Origin of the sequence: Candidatus Nitrosocosmicus sp. FF01 (assembly GCF_047711275.1) — an archaeon.
In the GTDB taxonomy this organism is placed as follows: domain Archaea; phylum Thermoproteota; class Nitrososphaeria; order Nitrososphaerales; family Nitrososphaeraceae; genus Nitrosocosmicus.
This window is the reverse complement of the sequence record NZ_JBLNIG010000004.1, coordinates 268,757-289,568: the sequence shown is the minus strand read 5'-3', so window position 1 is coordinate 289,568 and position 20,812 is coordinate 268,757. Positions and strand designations below refer to the sequence as shown.

The window sequence follows — 20,812 nt, the reverse complement described above, 5'->3', positions numbered from 1 at the left end:
ATCTATGAGATTCCAATACAATATTATGGTAATTCCGTTCAAAATATGAATTAAATATATTTACGGTCCAGATAGACTAAAAGTGTCAGTCGCTTAAAGACAAGATTCGTCTAATTACTTTTATTAGACCAGTATCTCTATATCTAAAAATTATAGAATGGATTTTTAAAGAATTCTGTTACGATTAATATAGGTTATGAGAAAAATAACTTACATCCAGCAACAAAATTTTTATTTGACTAGAATTAAAATTATTTGATAAAATATTGTATTGCCCAATTCTTATGTAAGAAAGGGGGTAAATGATATTAACCGAAATAAATCTTTACCTTCTTCTCTGAAAAAGTCCTCTACATCGGATGTAAGTTTATCAGATTATAATGACGTAACAAGGCAGGACAAAATTAACAAAAGCTCCTACCCACCTGAAACAAAGGTGGTCTTTGGTGAAGAGGTGGTCCTTACTGAAACCAAAAACTTAATCGAGAAAACAGAAGCTGAAGTATCCATCTGCTCTCCAATAAGTGGCCTTGAACTTGTAAATAATACCAAACAGCTTCTTGAAAGTTTTGAAAATCTAATCTCAAGACACAAAGAGGATAAAGTGAAGTATGGAGTCCGATGGATAGTAAACATTGAAAACAATGGAGAGCAAATTGTTTTAATAAAGAAATTTCTACGCATGGGCTTTTGTATAAGACACATTGACAATTTACCGATCCTTAGTTTTGCAGTATCTGAACGACAATTTAACGGCACAATTGAAAATATGAAAGGTGACCAATTGATTCACACGCTTTTATACAGCACAGATCCTTTGTATATAAAGCATTTTCAATCCGTCTTTGATAACCTTTGGAATTCAGCATTAGACGCCAAGGAGCGAATCAGACAGATTGAGAGAGGTGTTACCTTAGACTTTACTAAACTGATTGAAAACTCTAGGCATGCAAAACCTCTTTTGATAGAAACTGTGCAAAAAGCCAGTAAAGAGATTCTGATCTTGTTTCCATCACTTAACGCAGTAAAAAGAGAAGTCGTCATGGGATTTATGGAAATACTGAAGCAAAAGAGTGTCGAAAATATCCAAATCAAGATTTTGTCTCCTGTTAATAAAATGGTTAAAGAAGTAATCTATAAAGATGATACCAATAAACAAGATCTTATGGTAAAAAATATACTTTGTAGAGAAATTCGAAATCAGAAGGATTTGATATCTACAATTATGATTGTCGATAGAAAGTATGTTTTAGCCACTGAACTAAAGGACGACTCTAAATTATCGTTTGAAGAGGCAGTAGGACTAACCACTTTTTCAACAAGTCAACCTACTGTGTTATCTTACCTATCTATTTTCGAAAGTTTATGGATACAAACAGAAATGTCAGAAGACCTGAAAAGGGTTAATGAGAAACTCGTGCAAAGTGAAGAATTGGAAAGAGATTTCATCAACACAGCAGCACACGAACTCAGAACTCCAACTCAGGCAATAACAGGTTATCTAGAGCTAAACAATGAAATCTTTGAAAACTATTCACTGAGTATTAATCAAAAGCAAATGACTTTAGAAGAGTCATTCAATGTTATTAAAGACTTAAAGAAACATCAAGATATTATTTCTAGGAACGCAATGAGACTGGAGAATCTGATAAATAATCTACTAGATGTAGCAAGAATAGATTCCCATCAAAAAAATATGATAATGTTAAACAAAGAAAACATCAATTTAATAGCAGAAATAAACAGTATCGTCGACACTCAACTAGGGGAAAAATTAAGAAACAAGAATGTCAAAGTGACTATTATCAATGATTTATTTGGTGAAACATACTTTGTATACGCAGATAGATCGAGATTAAACCAAATATTGATCAATTTACTTGAAAACGCTATCAAGTTCTCTGAAAAAGACAGTACCATAGATATCCTGATCTACGAAGATATCGATGATGTTATTAAGAGAAGAAATGTTCGTGCTTTTGAAAAAACAAAGGACAATAAGATAAAATCGGCCAACATAGAAAAAAAAGATAACATAAAGGAAATCTTTGTAGCTGTATCTGACTCGGGCAAAGGCATTTCTCCTGAGATATTGCCAAGATTATTTGAAAAATTTAACTCAAATTCCGCTGCTGGAACTGGTCTTGGCTTGTATATAAGTAAGAAACTAATAGAAGCAATGGAAGGAAGAATATGGGCCTTTAACAATGCCGATGGAAAGGGCTCGACGTTTGTATTTAGTTTACCTAAATTTGATTCATCTAAATTGTAAATATGGCGGGTCTTTTGGGTGAAGAAAAAATAGTGCTATTTTACACCAATTTCACTTCAAGTCAAATCAAGATGTGATCGCCTAAATTTAAAAAGAAAGATCAAATAAAAAAATCATGGATATGTAAATTCATTAAGGATTCTGAATACAATAGTTTTGTATAATTTTCTGCAAGGAGTGTTTTTTTCTTGGGTAGACGAAATTTTGAATATCTGTTGGAACTTCAAGGACGACAATAACCAAACAGGTCAAATATACTACCAACTATTATTTCATTCTTGTCGAATAAATTCCAGAACATAGATTGTTAGTTATTTGAGGTTGTTTTTGTAATAGTAAACGAATAGCCATATCTGCGGCGGAAAAAGAGCAAGACAATGGGAGGAAAGGACTATCCGTAAAGGATCTCTTGGAAATAAAAACGGGAGAGTTATTAACCAAGACTGAAGACCTGATAGAAGCAAATGAGTCTCTTCGTCTTTCAAACATCAAAGTTAAAGAAAACATAGAAGAGATGAAAAACACAAGAAAGGATCTCACTGAAACAGAGAAGGAACTTATTATCGCCAACACGGACCTAGCCGAAGCTAATCACAAGCTCTCAACGATAAATCATGAAATGATAAAAATTACTTCAGAACTTGCAACGGCTAATGAAGAGATAAGACAACAAGCTTTAAGACAAAAAGAGTTCATGGATATTGCAGCTCATGAACTTAGAACCCCAGCTCAGTCGATTTTAGGATATAGCGAAATGATACTATCTGAGCCAGCTAATAATGCTAAATACATTAAAGTCATAGCCAGAAATGCAAATTGAATTCAGAAACTCGTATCTAACATACTAGATGTGGCTAGAATAGATAATTTTACTCTTGAACTATCTATAGAAAAGTTTAGTTTATCTGCCTTGATATCTACAATAGTTAAGGATTTTAGAAATCAGATTCAAGACGGTAAGCAGAGGAATTTGGACTTGATTTATAATAATACTACTATTCCATCTAATTCTAAACACGAAGATAACAATAAAGATGTTATAATAAGAGCAGACAAAGACAGAATTGCGCAAGTAATTATTAACATGGTAGACAACGCAATCAAAAATACCGATTGCTGTAAGATAGTCGTTACTACTATTACTATTACTACTACTATAAACTCCCACCATGCTGAAGATAAAGATAATCCAAACTTTCAAAATGAATTAATTGTCAAAGTAAAAGATTCTGGAACGGGTTTAGATCCTGAGATATTTTCCAAGGTCTTTTCAAAATTTTATACTGCATCCGGCCTTGGTAGCACAGGACTCGGTCTCTACATCTGTAAAGCAATTGTTGAGGCTCATGAGGGAAGCATATGGGTTGAAAATAACACAGATGATATGGGAGCGACCTTTTCATTCAGTCTGCCTTTGAATGCCTGATCATAAACTGCTAGAATAAGAGCACTAGCGAATCCAATATTCAACAGAAAGGATAAGAGGTTGTTTTAATCGCATCAAAAAATCATCAATGTTATTAACAGTTTTAACATAGAGAATCAAATTTCAGATATAATAGGGTTTTCATTTAGATGGTGGAAAACCATTCTAAACTCCAAATAGAGTTTTAGTACACAAATAAAAAATTCAACCGAGTGTCTTTTCCCTTTTCTTTTCTGTCCATAAATATTACAGTCAAGTTAATCAATTATTATATTATATCGTTACCCTAAATTGTAGCTGCAGCGGCCGAAATCATGAGAATATCCACATCGGTTTGAAGAATTTTTTAGAAAATCTGGTCATTTCAAGTGAAAGGAAATTCGAGTAAATCTTACAGAAATTCAAACGGCTACCGCCTTACGGCGTATAGAAATGAAAGAGAACAGGGTTAAGAAAAACTTCAGAGTGGTGGACAATAGTAGTTCCTATATCTACTTTATATACGGGACCACTATTGCTATTGTTAATGTTGAGGATTAAATTCAAGTCATCATCATTTATAGTTTTGAGCATATTTTTTGGTGCATTTATGATTTTATCAGCGTATTCAACATCATTTAATATTTCCTTATTTTCTGAAATTTCGGCCCAGTCGGACCTACAAATTATCAAGTACAGGGATCTCATCATAGATTTAGGGGATGGTGTAAAGACCAATGCACAGTTATCTTACCCCGCAATAGGTAATGGGCCATTTCCCGCTGTGTTGCTCATTCATGGTTCTGGTGCTCTAGACATGAACGAAACGCTAACCAAAAATAGTAAACCATTCTGGGAAATATCTCAATATCTTTCGGAAAGGGGGTTTGCAGTGTTGAAGTATGATAAAAGAGGGGTAGGCAGCGAAAGCTACACTATTTTGAATTCGAATGTTTGGGGAAATAATACTGTCGATGATCAAATTCAAGATGGCAAGAAAGCACTGAATATTCTTGCACAACAGCCAGAAGTAGATCCAAAGAGAATAAGCATAATTGGCCATAGCGAAGGCACGCTTTATGCTCCCAGAGTGGCAATTGATAATCCTACAGATGTAGACAACATCATACTTATGGGCGTCCTAGCTCAGAATCCTTTGAAAGTAGAGTACTTTCAGGATGTTTCCTTATCTTTAGAATACGCCAAGCAAGTATTAGATAAAAATAATAGCGGGTTAATATCGATTCAGGATGTTATAGTAGATCCTTTGTATAAGAACTTGTTATTGCCTATTACTGTTTCGCAAACTAACGATACCAATGCTATGACTAACTATTTAGTGGAACAATTTGGCAATAGTGGCTACATAGATATCAATAAACAAGTTGAACCTTTTCTGATAAAGGGCTATGAAAATAACACAGCATTTAATCTGCTTAAATGTGATACCGTAGGAATATGTCCTATTTTGTGGAATTCTCTAGCAAACATGACAACAAATTTGAGCACCATTGGTAACGTTTCTGAATCTATAGGCATTTTAATACTTAATGGAGAAAATGATGCTCAAACTCCAGTTCAACAAGCATTTTTATTGCACCAAAGACTCAATGAAGTAAATCATCCGGACCATGCATTAATAACATATCCCGACTTGGGGCACGCATTATATTTATCAACAAAATGGCAAACAGCATTCGGACCTATGGAACCTGATGTTCTGGCTGATTTGTATTCATGGCTAGAGTCTCATTCCAAAGAGTAGTGGTTCTCTTTTGCCTTTTATTGTAATAAAGATATTCATGTATTTTTCTAATTATTCAATATACTTTGAGATATAGAAAAAGCCGTTCGGTGGATGAGGGCGCTTTTACACAAATCGAAATGCCATACCTTTAAAATTCAAATTTTTACAATCAATAACTAGGTACTTCAAAATGACGACTATATTATTTTGATTATTATCAATGCAATGTTAAAACAATTACCATAAATAGCTATTCAGTGTTGTGATATGCGAAACAAATTTGTTTCATTTTTGTCTTTTGGTTTCATCATAACAAAGATACTAAAAGATGAAAATCACCAGGATATCCAAATGAGTCTGTCGCGTGGTATATATTGATAATGCTATCAGAAATATCGGTTAGAAAGCCAAATCATATTTTGCTGTACGATACTTGGATCTGACACAATCATAAAAAGTCTGATTTGTTATAGAAGGATGTTGCAAAGCAAAATTATTAGTATTTGTTATACTGATTTTCATTGTTACTATAATCGCAGGTACAAAAATTATGCATAGGATGAGTAGGACTAACTAATTCTTGTGAATTAGTCAATCAAGGGTAATCGCATGTTTATTTAAAATTTTTTTTTGATTCTATCGCCAAAACGTGGCCCGATTAATACTTTGTTAATATAAGAATACTAGTGCATAAAACTATCTTCTATTACAATAAAAAGGAGTTAATAGAAGAGAAATCTGAAGCAAAAGAAATTCCCATGGAGCACTATAATCTTTGGATTGATATTGTAGATCCATCAAATGAGGATATCTCAACCCTGCAAAAAGAGTTATCAATAAATAGCAAGGCATTAGATAAAATTAAACAAAAATCCAAAAAACCAGTTGTAAAAGAAATAGACAAGAATACAAAGTTCATTATTTTACTTGATTTGAAATTTAACGATTTACAGCATCTTGAAACTACCCCATTATATTTTTATGTTGGTGAGAAACGGCTAGTGACTATACATTCAAGTAAGATAGATCTGGTGGCTAAAGTAAAAACAATTCTTGCAGACAGAAAAACTATTTTAGAATCTTCAGTTGATGCCCTCTATTATAGTATAATTTCTGGCTTTATGGAAGATTACGAACAGCTTTTGACTGCAATAGAATTAAAAGTTTTTGATATCGAAAAAGATGCTCAGTATAGACCTTCTAGACGAGTGTTAAATTATTTGGATGACTTATCTAAACAGGTCATTACTCTTCGTCGGCATTTTTGGGATGCCAGAAATGTTGTAAATTATCATGTCAACATGGAAAAAGATAAGGATGATATCAAATATTTACAGATAGTATACAATAATATCAATCAGCTCATAGAAATGATTCAGTCCTATCAGGACACAATTAACTCTACAAGAGAACTATTTTCGAGCAGTATATCATTACAAATAAACGAGACTATGCGAGTTTTGACAATTTTTTCTGCAATTGTATTACCGCTTTCTCTTTTGATAGGAGTACTAGGGTTGGAAGGTTTTGATTTAAACGAATTACATGTTCTACCGAGATATCTAGGCTTTTTGGTAACGGTAATGTTGGTCGTAACCATAGTATCCTTGTTTATATTTTGGAAAAAGAAATGGATATTTTCTTATGATAAAGAATTATCGGATAAAAAAAATAAAAAGACAAGCAAAAGAGATTCCACAGAGGGGACAGTCTAGTCGCACCCACGACTATTGCAACTTGATACTTATCTTTCAACGGCCTTACAAAATATTGTTTATCAAATAATCATGATGTAAAATTCGCTTTTGAATAAAGCAAGATTACAAAGTACTAATGATAAGATTTGAAATACTATAAACACTTGACAAGTATTCATTGTAAATGAACGCAAATCGCCCTTATCCTCTTCTTTCCTGTCCATGAATATTACAGTCAAGTTAATCAATTAGTATATTATATCGTTACCCTAAATTGTAGTAGATAGAGCGTTGGAAACTAGGTGAATTTTCACATAGGTCAAAATAAGAAGACAAACAAAATCGTTTAGTGGTTATTTCTTTTCTCCTGGTTTGGTTTTATCATCCACCAATTTGAATCGCGATAGTTGCTTGTATGCAATAAACACTACCAAGGCGATTATTAGAAAGTCGATAATACTTGATATAAGGTGTCCGTACTTGAACTCTGTAATTTCGCCAGATATATTGATCACTTTAGCAGAGAGTGCATCCAGACTTCCTGCAGGTAAAAATAATCCAATTAAAGGATTTACAATGTCATTTACTAAGGAGGTAACTAATCCAGAAGCAGCCTGACCGATAACAAAGGCTAGTGCTAGTCCAATTATACCGAATGTTTTTAAAAAATCAAAAAATTCTTGAGCTAGTGTTTTTTTCACTACTAATACTTCTTCATTTTGCTTGCTCGTTCTTTTTATATCGTCACTACTCAATAGTCAAATTATGAGAACTAGAGATAAATAAGAACCGAATGTTTTAAGGTAATAATTTCACAAGTTAAATGTATTGCACGAATGGTTGATATGCGATAGTAGTTTATGCATCATCGTCTAATCAGATACCAAAATGGATAACTAATTAGATGATATTAATTTCCATAGGCATAAGGAATGTGATTGGAAGAGTATAAATTTTCATGCTAGTTCACTAGGATTCCTGAAATAATTATTTTTGTTTTAAATTAATTGCAAGGGCATAACAGTTGGCCTAGTCATACTATTAGTGTTTAAAAGAGTATGACCGTGCAAAATTGATTACAATAACCTGCATGAAACTACAAGATATTAATAATTATATTATTTCCTAGCCATTATAACAACTTTAAATGAGCAACAACATGGTCAACCTTGCTTCGTCTTATAGGACCAAATGCTAAAACAATTGGAATATTTTCACCGATCTTTATTTTTTGATCATCTTTTACAATCTTGATTGGAAAACTTTGTTCATGAGATAACTCCAACAATTTTGAATGCAATTCATAAAATTCCCTTTGCGAATTCAATTTTAAGATAATCTTCTGCGAACCGTGGAATTTCTTCCATGTTACATAGGTAATGTATTTTCTCAGTATGCACTCCTCTATGATATATTGAGTGACATCTGCTACCTTACTAGCAATTTGTCCTTTACTCATTTTAGTGTCAGATCGCACTATGAATATCATCACTACTTTATCAGCTTCCAAGCTCATATTCCTGACTTTACAATCTATACTATAATATGTTAGTATAAAGAGCAAGATTATCTTTCGATGGTGTACATTGAATTATTATCATCTTATCTAATTGCTGAAAAAAGTGTAGACATCTCAAAGATGTCTTTTTCCTTTTTCTTTGAGTCTTGCCCTCATGTTTGGCAGGGGATCAATTAGAGAATTTACAATATTATGCCATATGGCTTTTAGAATGTTCAAAAGAACATGGTCGACGATAACAGCGATAAACAAAAAAAATGTCGCACACAGCAGTATCTTGCAAACAAAAGGACATTTCTACAGAGGGTAGGAACCAATATTGCAAGTACGGATCTTGGATTCATAATATCCAATCTCAGCCTTTTTTTGTGGCTAGTTTCGACTTATAATATGCCGAAATTCAGTATTTTCGCCTGAATTAATTACATACCAAACCCAATTCACAATCGATCAAATTTCTAATTGGATAATAATTAGTACTGTTTCTTTAGCGATTGTATTGATACTGTTTGCCTTAAAGAACTACATGGATACACACAAGTTAACAAGGACACAGACTTATTCGACTAACGACAAGTCTACTATTTGTTCTACAACTGCAAAGGTTAACCTATTGAACATATTTGTTCTTGTATATCCAGTGATTCCACCCAGTAACCAGTATTGCGTCTAACAAACTAATGTTGGGTTCAACGAGAATGTAGATTTTTTTAATACAATCTAGAAGATTAGATATTATTATGATCGAATACTAGAATTAAGAATCTTTGTAGGACAAATCGGAATTCTAAAATCCCATTGTCTATATTTTATATAATATCATAAAGATATAATATTATAATTCACATAAATGGTCAATTAAAAAAATCAAGCATCAGTCTACTCACAGCGATATTATTTGTATATATTTTTGAAACGACAAATGTATATGCTCAAGATACTGTGTTACTAACATTTAACAGTCCAGAATTTAAAGTAGATTATCCCTCAACTTGGGAAATAGCTCCAAAAAATTCAACCTTTCCATACTATGATTCTAATACTATCGTAGTTTTAAAGCCGGTAGGAGAAACAAACCCTCTTAACATTACATACCTTAATATCTCTCCGCTTCGGATTGGTATTTCATTTGATAATACAACACAAACAGTATCTCCAGATACTTTAGAAGATATTGTTGCAAAGGAGATTGCATTTTTACAAGATCCAGCTTCATTCTATGGGGATTTAAATATTGAAATCCTTAATAACAACGCAACTAGAGTGGACGGTTTGCCTGCCAAAGAATTCTCATATCTTATTCTTGATCTTGGAACATTTGATATGGAAACAATAGTGATTCACGAAGGTAAACAATATCAATTACATTTCACTACACCTGTTTCAAAAGTTTCAGAAACATTACCTGCAGTCCAGCAAGTAATAAAGAGTTTTAAGTTCAACACCTAATTTTTTATTTTATTTTTGAAACAAATAGCTGTCTGATTGACCTTAGATAATATGATTCGTAAAATATACTGTTTGTGCGATTTTTGATTACTGCAACAAAGGATTTTTATGAGGAATATTTGCATAGTATGCAAAAGATAGAAAGTATAGAGAAGTGATCTATTGCTATTTTATAAATCATGGATAGTTTTTGTGTATGCTCTTGCACTCTCTTTAGAATCAGTTATTATAGAGTATCTTACAATCTATTTTGTTAAAATTTCTCCTATTGTACTTTCATCTTTGAGTATAACATTATCTGGGATAATGTTGTTAACGACCGCATACGTTACCATTAGAAATTACAAATATCTACTGAAGATATTTACTAAAAGTTGGAAATATCTTCTACTGGCATCTTTATCACTCTCATTGGGGATATTTGGATGGTACGACTCTATAAATCGAATAGGGGCATCCAAAGAAGCACTTATTGCCGGACCAATTGAAATTATTCTGATAATTATTTTAGCAAGAGTATTTTTAAAAGAGCGCTTAAACAGATTCCAGATTATTGGTATATGTATAGGATCCATGGGGTTTTTTCTATCATTGGCTAGCGATATATCCTTTGACATTATTAATAGTACAAATTTATCCAACCCGATTGGTGAAATGAATATTAATTCGATATTTCCTGTAATTCTTTCGTTAATTAGTTTTGGCGATATGGAAGCGATTATTTCTGCAGTGGGCTTTGCGGTAGGAGTACTATTTCTTGGAAAATTAGTCACCAAACACTCTTCCATTCATGTTGCAGGTGCATCTATGTTTGTTTCAGGTCTCATTCTTGCGGTATTCATGGTCTTTGCATTGTTATCTGATACGATGTTTGTAACATTGCAACAATATTTGGATGACTCACCTTCACAAATGGAACTATTATCAGTACCTAGAAATATGATTATCTTGTTCTTGTTTTCACTAATTCCATTTATTGGTTCTTTATCATATGTAATGGGCCTTCGCAGAATTGGCGCTTCTCTTACGGCAACGATAGGATCGTCGAATCTCATAATAATATTTATCATTCAACTAATCCTAAAGGAACTGGGATATCCTAGTCATTTACCTGAAAACTTATTTTTAGCAACGTTTGGATGCATTATGGGATTTCTTGGAATTTTCATAATTCACATGTCAGATCTTTTTATTCCTAAATCAAGGAAAAATTTTAGCTAGACAAACTAGTAAATTGCAATGGGTTTAGTTTGGCTGCAGGTGAAACAAATTTGACCATATTCTACGACCCGACTCTATATGATGGACGAGGGAATTGTTATCGAAACAAACTTGAGTGTAACAAAGGACGGAGTTCTTTTACCCGAGTTAGGCAGAAACATTCCAAGCGATGACACGTTTGATCAGTTTTTCCAAATCAACGAGCCTGGTTCATTTGAAATACGTGTCAATCGCATTGGGTTTACCGGGCCAAACGGTCCTACTACACTCACCAAGCGGAAAACCATCACAGCATAGTTTCTTGGTCCACCACCAACCCCCGAAGAACCACCACAGATCAGTGTGAATTTCATTGAGTCTTCCCAAAGCTCGAGATTCATATAAAAGGAAGTGGTTTTTGTCCTAACCTCCTTGACAAACCCAATGGTGTAAGTATCAAAGTCAAAGATGATAACCGACATGATCCTCTAGGGGGAACGCAGGTTCCATACTGGGTCAACAAATGATGGAAAGATTGACAAGGTTATCGAAGTAGATTCTAGAGATTACGTTATAAATACAGGACTCAGAATTATAACTGTCACAGCAACTGATGGTAGAGAAAACAACGCAGATTTGACTGGCTTCTTATGGAGCAATGAGCAAAAAAAAGCATCCCTGCTTTTGAATAAATACATTTTGGAGTTTATATTATGACAATACCGAATACAAGGAATTGGACAAAAAATATTCAATAATCAAGCACAAAAATTTTTGTAGAATTTGTGAAAATAACAAGAGTATCAACGATAATCTGCAGTTTTAAAGGATAACACGGATTTTGCTTTTATTCCTATTATCTTATATAGAGTATGTCAAAAGTATCAGTAGACGAAGAAACAAAGAAACGCGTTATCGAAAAACGTAAGGCAGGAGTAAGCATGAGAATAATATCAAAGGAAGACCATCTATCTTTCACCACGATAAGCAAGATTTGGAATGAAAAGGAAGGGCAAAAAGATCCAATAGCTGAAAAATCGGTTACTTCTAGAGCTTTTTTCTTATTTGAACAGAACAGGAGTCTAGTTGATGTTACTTTGGAGTTGGACTTGAATCCAACAGAAGCAGAAAAAATTCATGAGTTATCTAAGACTAAAAGGTCTAGATAAAATAGCTAGGTATATTCAGAGTGTAGAAAACCATATTTCATCTTTTTTGGATTTTGTCATCGCCTGTGAAGAATATACGCCCGAAAGTCAAAAGTTAGTTGAAGTGTTTAAACTGCAAAAAGTGATTAAAGGTCTAGAATATGAAAGATTAGGGAAAGTTATGGCCATAGAGTCTCTGCAACGAAAGATAAATAAATTAAAGCAGGATGAGGAAACAACGAAGAAAAACATACAAGATTTAAAACAGGAGGAGTATAACAGATGGCATATTCATTATTTGGAAACGGGCAATACTATTCGAATTAGCAATATACTGAGCAATAAAAGGGGAATAAGGGGTTAATTATTTTAAAACCTATCATAATTAATGATTGTTCCGCAACTGAAAGTTTATTGTGATTAGACTTATTTTAAGTCAATCTTAACTTTATATATTGGCTGTTCTGGATGGAGTTAAGAGGGTTGGAAAAGAAATTTCTATTCCGAGACGATGGAAAATAAAGATTATCTACCCTATTATTCGAAATTCTCTCGATTTCTTGAAACTGATGAATATGTCAGAAGCAGATTGGAAGAGTGAACTTGAGATCTATAAAAATAAGTCTGGTCAATCAAGTTTATCTGATTTCACTAAATAAGTAAATGCCACATCATTGTAAGTTCCTACATAAAAGATTGTACATACTTTGTATATGGTTTCATCCATATTTAACGACATGGTAGATATTGAGGAAGTGAATGATAAAGATTTATACAAAAAGCATAATGATAAGGAACTCCTCAAAGCGTTTTACTCAATATGAAAGGAAATCTACCAAGTTGATGACGAAGTACTTGAAGAAGGCTTTGCTTTAGATAAATAGACTATAGAAGTATTGAGGGGTAAAATAATGGGTATCCTACTAGATGGTTTAAAGCCCAAGACTAAATCTGCTAGTCTTTGGAAATTGAAGTAGACAGAACTTCTAACATTTTACTACTTAGTCTAAAAGTCATAATTAGCAATAGCCTTTATCTTATCAAATCAATTCTAGTCAATATTGAGCACTAAAAGATTATGTTTTACTGTATTTTTTATGTTGCTAACATTCTCAATAGGATTAGTTTCAGTTAATTTACCTTTATTCTAGTTACTAATCAATAGTTACATATTTGGTTGAAACCGCGTGGTTTTCCCCATCGTCTACTTATTGATCTGTGGGATATAGTACCGTATGTTATAAGGATTCGGGATCGGATCAAAACATTTTAAACCATTAGAAAATATCGTCTTTCTAAACTAGTTCCAATTTTGAATTTACCAATAAAACAATATTTTGCTGGAATATTAAGTCACTGATTCAATGAATCTATTTCACATTTTCATTCCAAAGCCTTTCTAACAAGTTTTCCCAGACCTTATCTTTCACAGGATGAGATAAGGTAGGAGTTCAACACAACTTCCAACTAATTTTTTTAGAAACCTGAGATCAATTGCAATAAAAATTTTCGATAGAGATTAGAAAGTGGTGGTTAAAATCATATCGTTTATTGATCCAAATAGTCTTTTTCAAGATTTCTATTTGACTAAAAATAGGAAAAACAATTTTTCTGTAACAGATTTGACATTAGAAAGAACGACAAATTAATACATCACCTATAAATGACGGGTGTATTTTCACGTATTATCTTAAACCCAATATGAGATCAATATGGATGACTACTAGTCTGTTATAATAAGTGACTTCCAAGCTGATATCTTAATAGGGTTTGGGCTGAAATAATTGAGACCAAAAGTCTGTGGAGGGTTGTGGATGGGGAACAGTCAAATCAAAAAAAGCAATCGTATATGCCATATTATTTTTATAAAGCTGTAGTATAATTCGGTGCTGTCCATCATCTGGAAAGATATATTCCAAGTCGAACTTTCCATCTATAATGGATTTCTGTGGAAATTTAAATAGTCTTCCGTCATGATCTGTAATGGTGGCATTGACCAATAAACCATCTTCGAGGAAAAACATATCAGAAGTCATATTTCTAATCTCAAAGTGAATCCGAGTCCATTGATCAATTATGGGAACCTCTGGTTCAAGTTTCATGACAATCTTCAGGTTATCTCTGTCGCTAATCCATGTATTATTATCCATTGTTGATGATAATGAACCATTACTGGATACTTGGGCAAACCCAGGATAGAAAAGATCAGCTTTGAATTTATCATAGTCGTTATTGCCAGTAAAAGAGGATAATAATTGAGTGTAAAAGATCGAAAATAAAGGAATACTTCCTAAAATGACTATAGAGATCACTAATGTCATTCTGAGGACATAGAGAGTCACACCTTGTGTAGGCTTTTTATAATATATAAAATATGTACAACTCATTTACTACTATTCTTTGATTAGGATTTTGCGTAGTTCCGTCATACTCCTGTACAGATGTCAAATCTTTTTCTTTTTGTAGAGAAATATTATTACGACTAGAGTTATCGGCAAAACTATAATGATACCATAGACTAGGTATACGAGAGTCAAAGGCGACAGCAAGCCAGATGAGCTATTTGATACATTCTGAAATTCGGTAGATATGGTATTGGGGTTTTTATAGACAAAGGTACCAAAATCCACAAATGAACTCCCATTTGCAGCGCTTTCAACTCGGATAATAGTTTCCCCAGGTAAATCAAAGGCCAAAGTCTGTGTAGAGGAACCAACCTGTGTAATATCGGCGGTTCTATATATTTCACTACCATTTTGCAAAATGACAAAGTTGTATGGCCATAAATGCAGCCGAGAGTTTTCAGGATATTCAAAAAAATCCATGATAAAAGTGATAGGTTCGTTTGTCATGATAGATACAGGAGTCCACGAGAGCCCTATTTCAACACTACCATCATCTGTAAAATTATAAACTGGAAAATCATCAATCTTGTTTTCAAATTGATCAACCGGATATGATGGAATATTTATAGAAACATTTCTTACATGGACAGTACCTTCCATCCATGGATGAATAGTACAGAAATAATTGAACGTACCAGAATTATTGAATTTGATTGATATAGAATCGCCTGCAGAAAATAATCCACTATCAAATAAACCATCTGGTTTTCCTAAGGAATTGGTTAATAGACTGTTTAACCCTCCCCCCAGTCCACTTGTTACAGTATGTGGCTCAGTATCGTTATTAACCCACCGTATAGTTTCATTTACATTTATAGAGATTTCTCTTGGTTCATACCATTGTCTTGGAGACAAGTTCGTTATATCTACTTCAGGATTTGCAGATCCTTTGGGTATGTTAACGATAGTGCTGTTAGAAACCTTCTCTTGAGCATACAAAAACGAAAATGATGATGGTTCATCAGGTTGTTGGAAATAAACACTATAAAAAGATGACAACGTAAACAAAAATAACAATAATAATAATAACATGTTGAAGGCAATCAACTTGTTTTTCTATAAAAACCATCACTTAAAAATACTAAGCACTCTTACGAAATAATTAATATTATTTGTTGACCATATCAATGTTGAACCAATTATACAATTTATTATTAATAGTCCAAAATTATCGTGTTAAATGATTCATTTTCATGAATTCTGTATTGACACTGATACCGCACATAAAGGCGATGTGTCACAATGGCAATAGAATATCAGGTTCTAATTATAGCAAATAAAAGTTATGAGTTTAAGAATGATAAAATAGTTGTAAGATTTATACTAATTATATTATACTCGAAATAGTATTACTAAATACAAATACACTTTATCCTCCCATAATTGCTTTTCTCACAATCCAAAACTTTTTTTCATTAGTAGTACGAAGAACCTGTTCTTCCTTGTACTCAAATATATCTAGCTCGTACTGTTTTAAAGTAATTGGTGATTTAGACAATTCTTTTTCATTTGGTGAATAATAGATTACGGAATTGCCGTTACTTCCTCCACATGGAAACGAACCCGCGGCAGTTGTCCAAAAGGTTTCTTTAGTTTTGATGACAGGACAATTACTAATGCATAGCTTATCAATTTTTATGTTGTTGTTTTCTATGTCAAATTCTATATCAGGTCTATCGACACTATAGACAAAATCAGACACACTGTTTGAAATTTTAATGTATTCTGAAGAAAACAAGCGGTTGTATCCGTAGCCATTTTCATCTGATCCAAAGCAAAATAACTAGCAGGCAATTGAAAGGTTATTCTCAATTTACAATCAGCACACTTTGTGTATTTGTTTTCGATTGAAAAGATTTTTCTGTTTACATCAAATGAATATTTGGAATTTGAATCCTCATTATTATTATTATTGTTTCCAATTAACTGAATGGAGGAATGCACTAGATCCTTTAGCGGTGGTTGTATAACCGTTATGGAACTTTCATGACACATTTTATTCAAAAAGCCATTTTTTTGTTTCAAATGTAATATAAGAAGTTGGATGGTATCGTATTCAATTAATTGAATGTGTTTGTTTTTTTTGCAGATTATTTGCTGAGAAATTTTCAATTGAACCTTTTATCTTATTTGAGCTAATTCTAATTGAAATGGGTATATCTTTGTCTTTATAATCATCTTTACTTCCCCTTATACCAGGGTAATATATGACACAATTCTCATTGTCGGTATCAGAATATTTTGAACTCAAACCGTAGCCGTGTTTAAAAGCACCATCTTTTACGCCGTTTATGATTTTCCACTCAATTAATGGCTCTATGGGAATTCTAAAACTGTGTTCTATTTCATGACTGCACTGGATAATAATATCAATATAACTTTCATTTGAAACCTTTAGGGGAAGACCATCTCTTTTGTGAAATATATGTATATTATTTGGAAGGATTATACCTCTAACATAGTGTCTTATGTTGACAGATAAAACCTTTAGACACTTTATCCAAACTCACATTGAAATATTCTTGATTGTTTCCTAAAAATCAAACTATAAAAGTTTAATCGCTATTGTGGAATATACCGTATTGTCTAGATGTTTTTAGGCTTTAATTCTCCTTATAGTTAACAAATTGCCAACAACTAAGGAATCGCTAATTACCCTACTTTTAATGTAATTATCAAACCTCTTTCAAAAATCAGGACATTAAAACCAGCGCGATTAATGTTTACCAAGCGATTTTTGTCTTTCAAAAAAAGGTCTAGCAAGAATAATATTATATCAATACTTGATTTTCATTCTGTAAATAACTTAAAGATGGAGCAGGTATTGAAAGTTGTTTTTTAACCAGATATCCTTTATCGATGCTAGTAATGAATCGATTGTACCGAGGAGCGTCTTTTACTGTACAGACTAAAATTGTCCCTTGCCTCAGATATGATGTTGACCTCTCAATAATCCTAATAATATTTACCATCCCTATTTAGTGAAATCAGATAAACTTGATTGACCAGACTTATTTTTATAGATCTCAAGTTCACTCTTCCAATCTACTTCTGACATATTCATCAGTTTCAAGAAATCGTTGACCGATTGAGGACCAAATCCAGCAAAATGATTATTAAATGCTATCAATATATCAGATATATTTGAATTTTCATTTTGTGTTTCTTTAACTTTTTTAGCATATTCAAGCATCTCATTTCTTCTGTCTTTAACTGTTTTACCAAAGTCCTTTTCTGAGATACTTCTATCTCCAATGAATCTGATGTAAATTTGGTCTGATGTAATGACGGAAGGTGATTGCAATTTGTCCCTTACACTCCAAACCAACGACATGTCATGTTCTCTTAGAAATTTATATACATCATCATTGAACCACGAAGGATGTCTTACCTCTAAAGAATATCTGAATCGCTTGTCAAGGTGTTGTACCATGTCCTGCAAGGAGGTAAAGCCTCTCTTTTCTGAAAGAAAAGGAGGAAGCTGTATGAGTAACATAAGTATCTTATCGGTCAAGGGTTCTAGCGAATAGAATAAGGCAGATAAGGGTTTGATGACGTCTTCTAATTTCCTCTCATGGGTTATTATCTTAGGAAATTTTAATGAAAACTTGAAATCTTCTGGAGTCCTTTCTTTCCAGCCCCTAACCGTCGAGCGAGAGGGGATATGATAATATGTGGAATCGACTTCAACAAATTTAAAGAATTTCGAATAATAGGGTAGATAATCTTTATTTTCCATTGTCTCGGGATAGAAATTTCTTTTCCAACCCTCGTAACTCCATCCAGAACAGCCAATATTCAGAGCCAAGTTCTACGTAACTGGGATAGGAGAATAGAAAAACTTTTGAAAAAACCGAACTTGCATAAAATTAAGTAAGAATTGTTTGGATTGATATCGCAAGCGATATGGTTATCCATAACTTCCAGCCCAACGGGTATTAAGACATTTGATAACCAGTTAAGCTTTTACTTTTAGCGATTAAAAATTAAGAACTATCAAAAGAAAAGTCAATTGGTTGCTCAAAAGCATTATGGAGTAAATTGACAAGTATCATGAGAACAACTTTGAATGATTTACTAAATGAGTCATGATACGATTACTATGTCTAAAAGGATTAATGCAAGTATGGGATTGCCTATTGCAATGGCTATTAAGACACCAGAAGAATTGCTTGACCGCGTTACAGAGAGCATAAACAATAAAGATTTGGACTCGTTTGCTTCGCTATATGAACCAGACGCCAGTTTTATTGACGAATCAGGAGAAAACATTAACGGACGGGAGAAAATTCGAGAAAAAATGAAAGAATTCATGGATATGAATGGCAAATTAGAAAATTCTTTAAAGAAAATTATACCTGCAGGTAACATAGTACTCGCATATAGCGATTGGACTTTCAAGGCCTCAGGTCCTGACGGAACTCAATTTAACCTTAGTGGAACAGCTATAGACGTACTTAGAAAACAATCGGATGATTCCTGGCTTATTGTGATAGATAATCCTTGGGGGTTAAAGGAATAGGTACTATCTTTTTTTGATGATTTGACATGTTGGATAACTCTGCCTGTTGTATATCTAGTAACTAAAAGATTCATCCTTCCGTTGCTAATTATAATAATTGATTTCTTGGACGGCTTAGAGATAACATCTTCTCCTTTATCTTTTCATAGTTCTTAAACGATTATTGTCAATTACCATTCCTATACATGAACTAGTTGAATTATAGGGGCGGTTTTTATTACTTAAGCAAAAATCGTCCTCTGCATTCGATAGAAATCAATCAGGAAATAAGCTAATTCTTATTTGAAAAATAAATTGATGGGTTTTAATTAAACACTAATTCAAAAAAGCCCTAATCTGGAGCCAACCCTACTAGTAAAATGCTATGGCGTTTTACTTTGAGTGAGAGACGTCATATCAATTGAGAAGCGATACTTGACATCAGCACGTGCCAGTCGGTCAAAAGCTTCGTTAACCTTCTGAATTGGAATGATTTCCACGTCTGCAGTAATATTGTGTTTGCTACAAAATTCAAGCATCTCTTGTGTTTCGGCAATACCTCCTATGAGTGAACCAGATAGACTACGGCGTTTAAACAGAAGACTCATAGCGGAAACTGCATGAGGTTTGTCAGGCGCACCCACCAGCGTCATGTTACCATCAGGGCGAAGTAATTGTAAATATGCGTTGATATCATGTTCAGCAGATACAGTGTCAATTATAAAATCGAAACTAGCGAGATGTTTGTTCATTTCTTCACTGTTTCTAGAAACAACCACTTCATCTGCACCTAGACTAAGGGCATCCTCTTTTTTATTTGGCGAAGTAGTAAATACTACGACATGAGCTCCAAATGCATGTGCAAATTTTACTGCCATATGCCCTAGCCCTCCCAGGCCCACGACACCAACCTTTTTCCCTTTAGTAACACCCCAATGACGGATTGGAGAGTACGTTGTAATTCCTGCACATAATAGAGGGGCGACACCAGCGAGATTCAAGTTCGTAGGAACGCTTAAGACAAAATGTTCTTTGACTACAATACTATCAGAATAACCACCATAGGTGATGCCTCCAAGATGCACATCAGGAGAATTATATGTTAAAGTCATGTTGGGACAAAACTGCTCTAAACCTGACTGGCATGAGGGACAATTACCATCGGAATCTACCAAACACCCAACTGCAGCAAGGTCGCCAGGTTTAAACTTTGTGACTGCTGTTCCCACTTTTGTAACACGACCAACAATTTCATGTCCAGGAACACAAGGATAGACAGTGGGCATTGCACTCCACTCGTTACGGACTTGATGAAGGTCCGAATGACAAATACCGCAATAAAGGATTTCAATTTGAACATCATCCCCACCAGGCTCACGTCGCTTGATAGTAGTGGGAGCAAGAGAAGTGGTGGGGCCCGCTGCAGCATAGGCCTTGGATTCATACACTCCAGTAGACTTTGATATAGT

General features: G+C 33.5%; 19 protein-coding genes. 11 read left to right on the top strand and 8 right to left on the bottom strand.

The genetic code is table 11. The annotated features are described in order from the left end of the window. Positions 1–271 precede the first annotated feature (271 nt). The 5 genes from ACMT7R_RS13595 (at position 272) to ACMT7R_RS13575 (ending at position 7,139) form a co-directional block, all read left to right on the top strand. Complete coding sequence (locus ACMT7R_RS13595) at positions 272–2,272, top strand: sensor histidine kinase (RefSeq protein ID WP_415312490.1); 2,001 nt, start codon at positions 272–274, stop codon at positions 2,270–2,272. A gap of 409 nt (positions 2,273–2,681) precedes the next feature. Next, positions 2,682–3,092: a histidine kinase dimerization/phospho-acceptor domain-containing protein gene (locus ACMT7R_RS13590; protein WP_415312489.1), complete on the top strand. Its 411-nt coding sequence runs from the start codon at positions 2,682–2,684 to the stop codon at positions 3,090–3,092. A gap of 30 nt (positions 3,093–3,122) precedes the next feature. Next, complete coding sequence (locus ACMT7R_RS13585) at positions 3,123–3,698, top strand: sensor histidine kinase (protein ID WP_415312488.1); 576 nt, start codon at positions 3,123–3,125, stop codon at positions 3,696–3,698. Positions 3,699–4,263: 565 nt separating this feature from the next. Next, positions 4,264–5,442, top strand: a complete 1,179-nt coding sequence (locus ACMT7R_RS13580) for an alpha/beta hydrolase family protein (RefSeq protein WP_415312487.1) — start codon at positions 4,264–4,266, stop codon at positions 5,440–5,442. Between the two features lie 668 nt (positions 5,443–6,110). After that, entirely contained in the window at positions 6,111–7,139 is a 1,029-nt protein-coding gene (locus tag ACMT7R_RS13575) for a magnesium transporter CorA family protein (protein ID WP_415312486.1), read from the top strand. A gap of 335 nt (positions 7,140–7,474) precedes the next feature. On the opposite strand, the gene ACMT7R_RS13570 is transcribed toward ACMT7R_RS13575, so the two are convergent. Both ACMT7R_RS13570 and ACMT7R_RS13565 read right to left on the bottom strand, forming a co-directional pair. After that, positions 7,475–7,876, bottom strand: a complete 402-nt coding sequence (locus tag ACMT7R_RS13570; RefSeq protein ID WP_415312485.1) for an MscL family protein — start codon at positions 7,874–7,876, stop codon at positions 7,475–7,477. A gap of 377 nt (positions 7,877–8,253) precedes the next feature. Continuing rightward, positions 8,254–8,631, bottom strand: a complete 378-nt coding sequence (locus ACMT7R_RS13565; protein WP_415312484.1) for an aminoacyl-tRNA hydrolase — start codon at positions 8,629–8,631, stop codon at positions 8,254–8,256. Positions 8,632–9,582: 951 nt separating this feature from the next. On the opposite strand from ACMT7R_RS13565, the gene ACMT7R_RS13560 reads away from it, so the two are divergent. From ACMT7R_RS13560 to ACMT7R_RS13540, 5 genes are all read left to right on the top strand, one after another. Continuing rightward, positions 9,583–10,089, top strand: a complete 507-nt coding sequence (locus ACMT7R_RS13560) for a PsbP-related protein (RefSeq protein ID WP_415312483.1) — start codon at positions 9,583–9,585, stop codon at positions 10,087–10,089. Positions 10,090–10,251: 162 nt separating this feature from the next. Next, on the top strand, positions 10,252–11,310 hold the full coding sequence (locus ACMT7R_RS13555; protein ID WP_415312482.1) for an EamA family transporter: 1,059 nt from the start codon (positions 10,252–10,254) through the stop codon (positions 11,308–11,310). Positions 11,311–11,388: 78 nt separating this feature from the next. After that, positions 11,389–11,607 carry a hypothetical protein gene (locus tag ACMT7R_RS13550; protein ID WP_415312481.1) on the top strand — a complete coding sequence of 73 codons (219 nt, stop codon included), beginning with the start codon at positions 11,389–11,391 and terminating at the stop codon, positions 11,605–11,607. A gap of 554 nt (positions 11,608–12,161) precedes the next feature. Next, positions 12,162–12,458 (top strand): hypothetical protein, encoded by a 297-nt coding sequence (locus ACMT7R_RS13545; RefSeq protein WP_415312480.1) that lies wholly within the window; start codon positions 12,162–12,164, stop codon positions 12,456–12,458. Beyond that, a complete protein-coding gene (locus ACMT7R_RS13540; protein ID WP_415312479.1) occupies positions 12,427–12,801 on the top strand; it encodes a hypothetical protein in 375 nt (124 codons plus the stop codon). Before ACMT7R_RS13545 ends, ACMT7R_RS13540 begins: the two co-directional genes overlap by 32 nt. A gap of 1,396 nt (positions 12,802–14,197) precedes the next feature. Here the strand turns inward: ACMT7R_RS13540 and ACMT7R_RS13535 are convergent. The 5 genes from ACMT7R_RS13535 to ACMT7R_RS13515 form a co-directional block, all read right to left on the bottom strand. After that, positions 14,198–14,779 carry a hypothetical protein gene (locus ACMT7R_RS13535; protein ID WP_415312478.1) on the bottom strand — a complete coding sequence of 194 codons (582 nt, stop codon included), beginning with the start codon at positions 14,777–14,779 and terminating at the stop codon, positions 14,198–14,200. A gap of 102 nt (positions 14,780–14,881) precedes the next feature. Beyond that, positions 14,882–15,841, bottom strand: coding sequence for a plastocyanin/azurin family copper-binding protein (locus tag ACMT7R_RS13530; protein ID WP_415312477.1), 960 nt, complete (start codon positions 15,839–15,841; stop codon positions 14,882–14,884). 370 nt (positions 15,842–16,211) lie between these two features. Then, positions 16,212–16,544, bottom strand: coding sequence for a hypothetical protein (locus ACMT7R_RS13525; protein WP_415312476.1), 333 nt, complete (start codon positions 16,542–16,544; stop codon positions 16,212–16,214). Further along, on the bottom strand, positions 16,505–16,846 hold the full coding sequence (locus ACMT7R_RS13520; RefSeq protein WP_415312475.1) for a hypothetical protein: 342 nt from the start codon (positions 16,844–16,846) through the stop codon (positions 16,505–16,507). Before ACMT7R_RS13520 ends, ACMT7R_RS13525 begins: the two co-directional genes overlap by 40 nt. Positions 16,847–17,816: 970 nt before the next feature. Continuing rightward, positions 17,817–18,650, bottom strand: a complete 834-nt coding sequence (locus tag ACMT7R_RS13515; protein WP_415312474.1) for a DUF72 domain-containing protein — start codon at positions 18,648–18,650, stop codon at positions 17,817–17,819. 294 nt (positions 18,651–18,944) lie between these two features. Between ACMT7R_RS13515 and ACMT7R_RS13510 the strand changes: the two genes are divergently transcribed. After that, positions 18,945–19,364 (top strand): YybH family protein, encoded by a 420-nt coding sequence (locus ACMT7R_RS13510; protein WP_415312473.1) that lies wholly within the window; start codon positions 18,945–18,947, stop codon positions 19,362–19,364. A 362-nt stretch (positions 19,365–19,726) separates the two neighbouring features. Here ACMT7R_RS13510 and ACMT7R_RS13505 read toward each other — a convergent pair whose 3' ends face one another. Continuing rightward, entirely contained in the window at positions 19,727–20,791 is a 1,065-nt protein-coding gene (locus tag ACMT7R_RS13505) for an NAD(P)-dependent alcohol dehydrogenase (protein ID WP_415312520.1), read from the bottom strand. Between the last annotated feature and the right edge of the window lie 21 nt (positions 20,792–20,812).

Bases quoted from the DNA above. Each gene is read 5' to 3' on its own strand.
- ACMT7R_RS13540 (WP_415312479.1), top strand. From the start codon at position 12,427: ATGAGTTATCTAAGACTAAAAGGTCTAGATAAAATAGCTAGGTATATT.
- ACMT7R_RS13545 (WP_415312480.1), top strand. From the start codon at position 12,162: ATGTCAAAAGTATCAGTAGACGAAGAAACAAAGAAACGCGTTATCGAA.
- ACMT7R_RS13550 (WP_415312481.1), top strand. From the start codon at position 11,389: ATGATGGACGAGGGAATTGTTATCGAAACAAACTTGAGTGTAACAAAG.
- ACMT7R_RS13510 (WP_415312473.1), top strand. From the start codon at position 18,945: ATGTCTAAAAGGATTAATGCAAGTATGGGATTGCCTATTGCAATGGCT.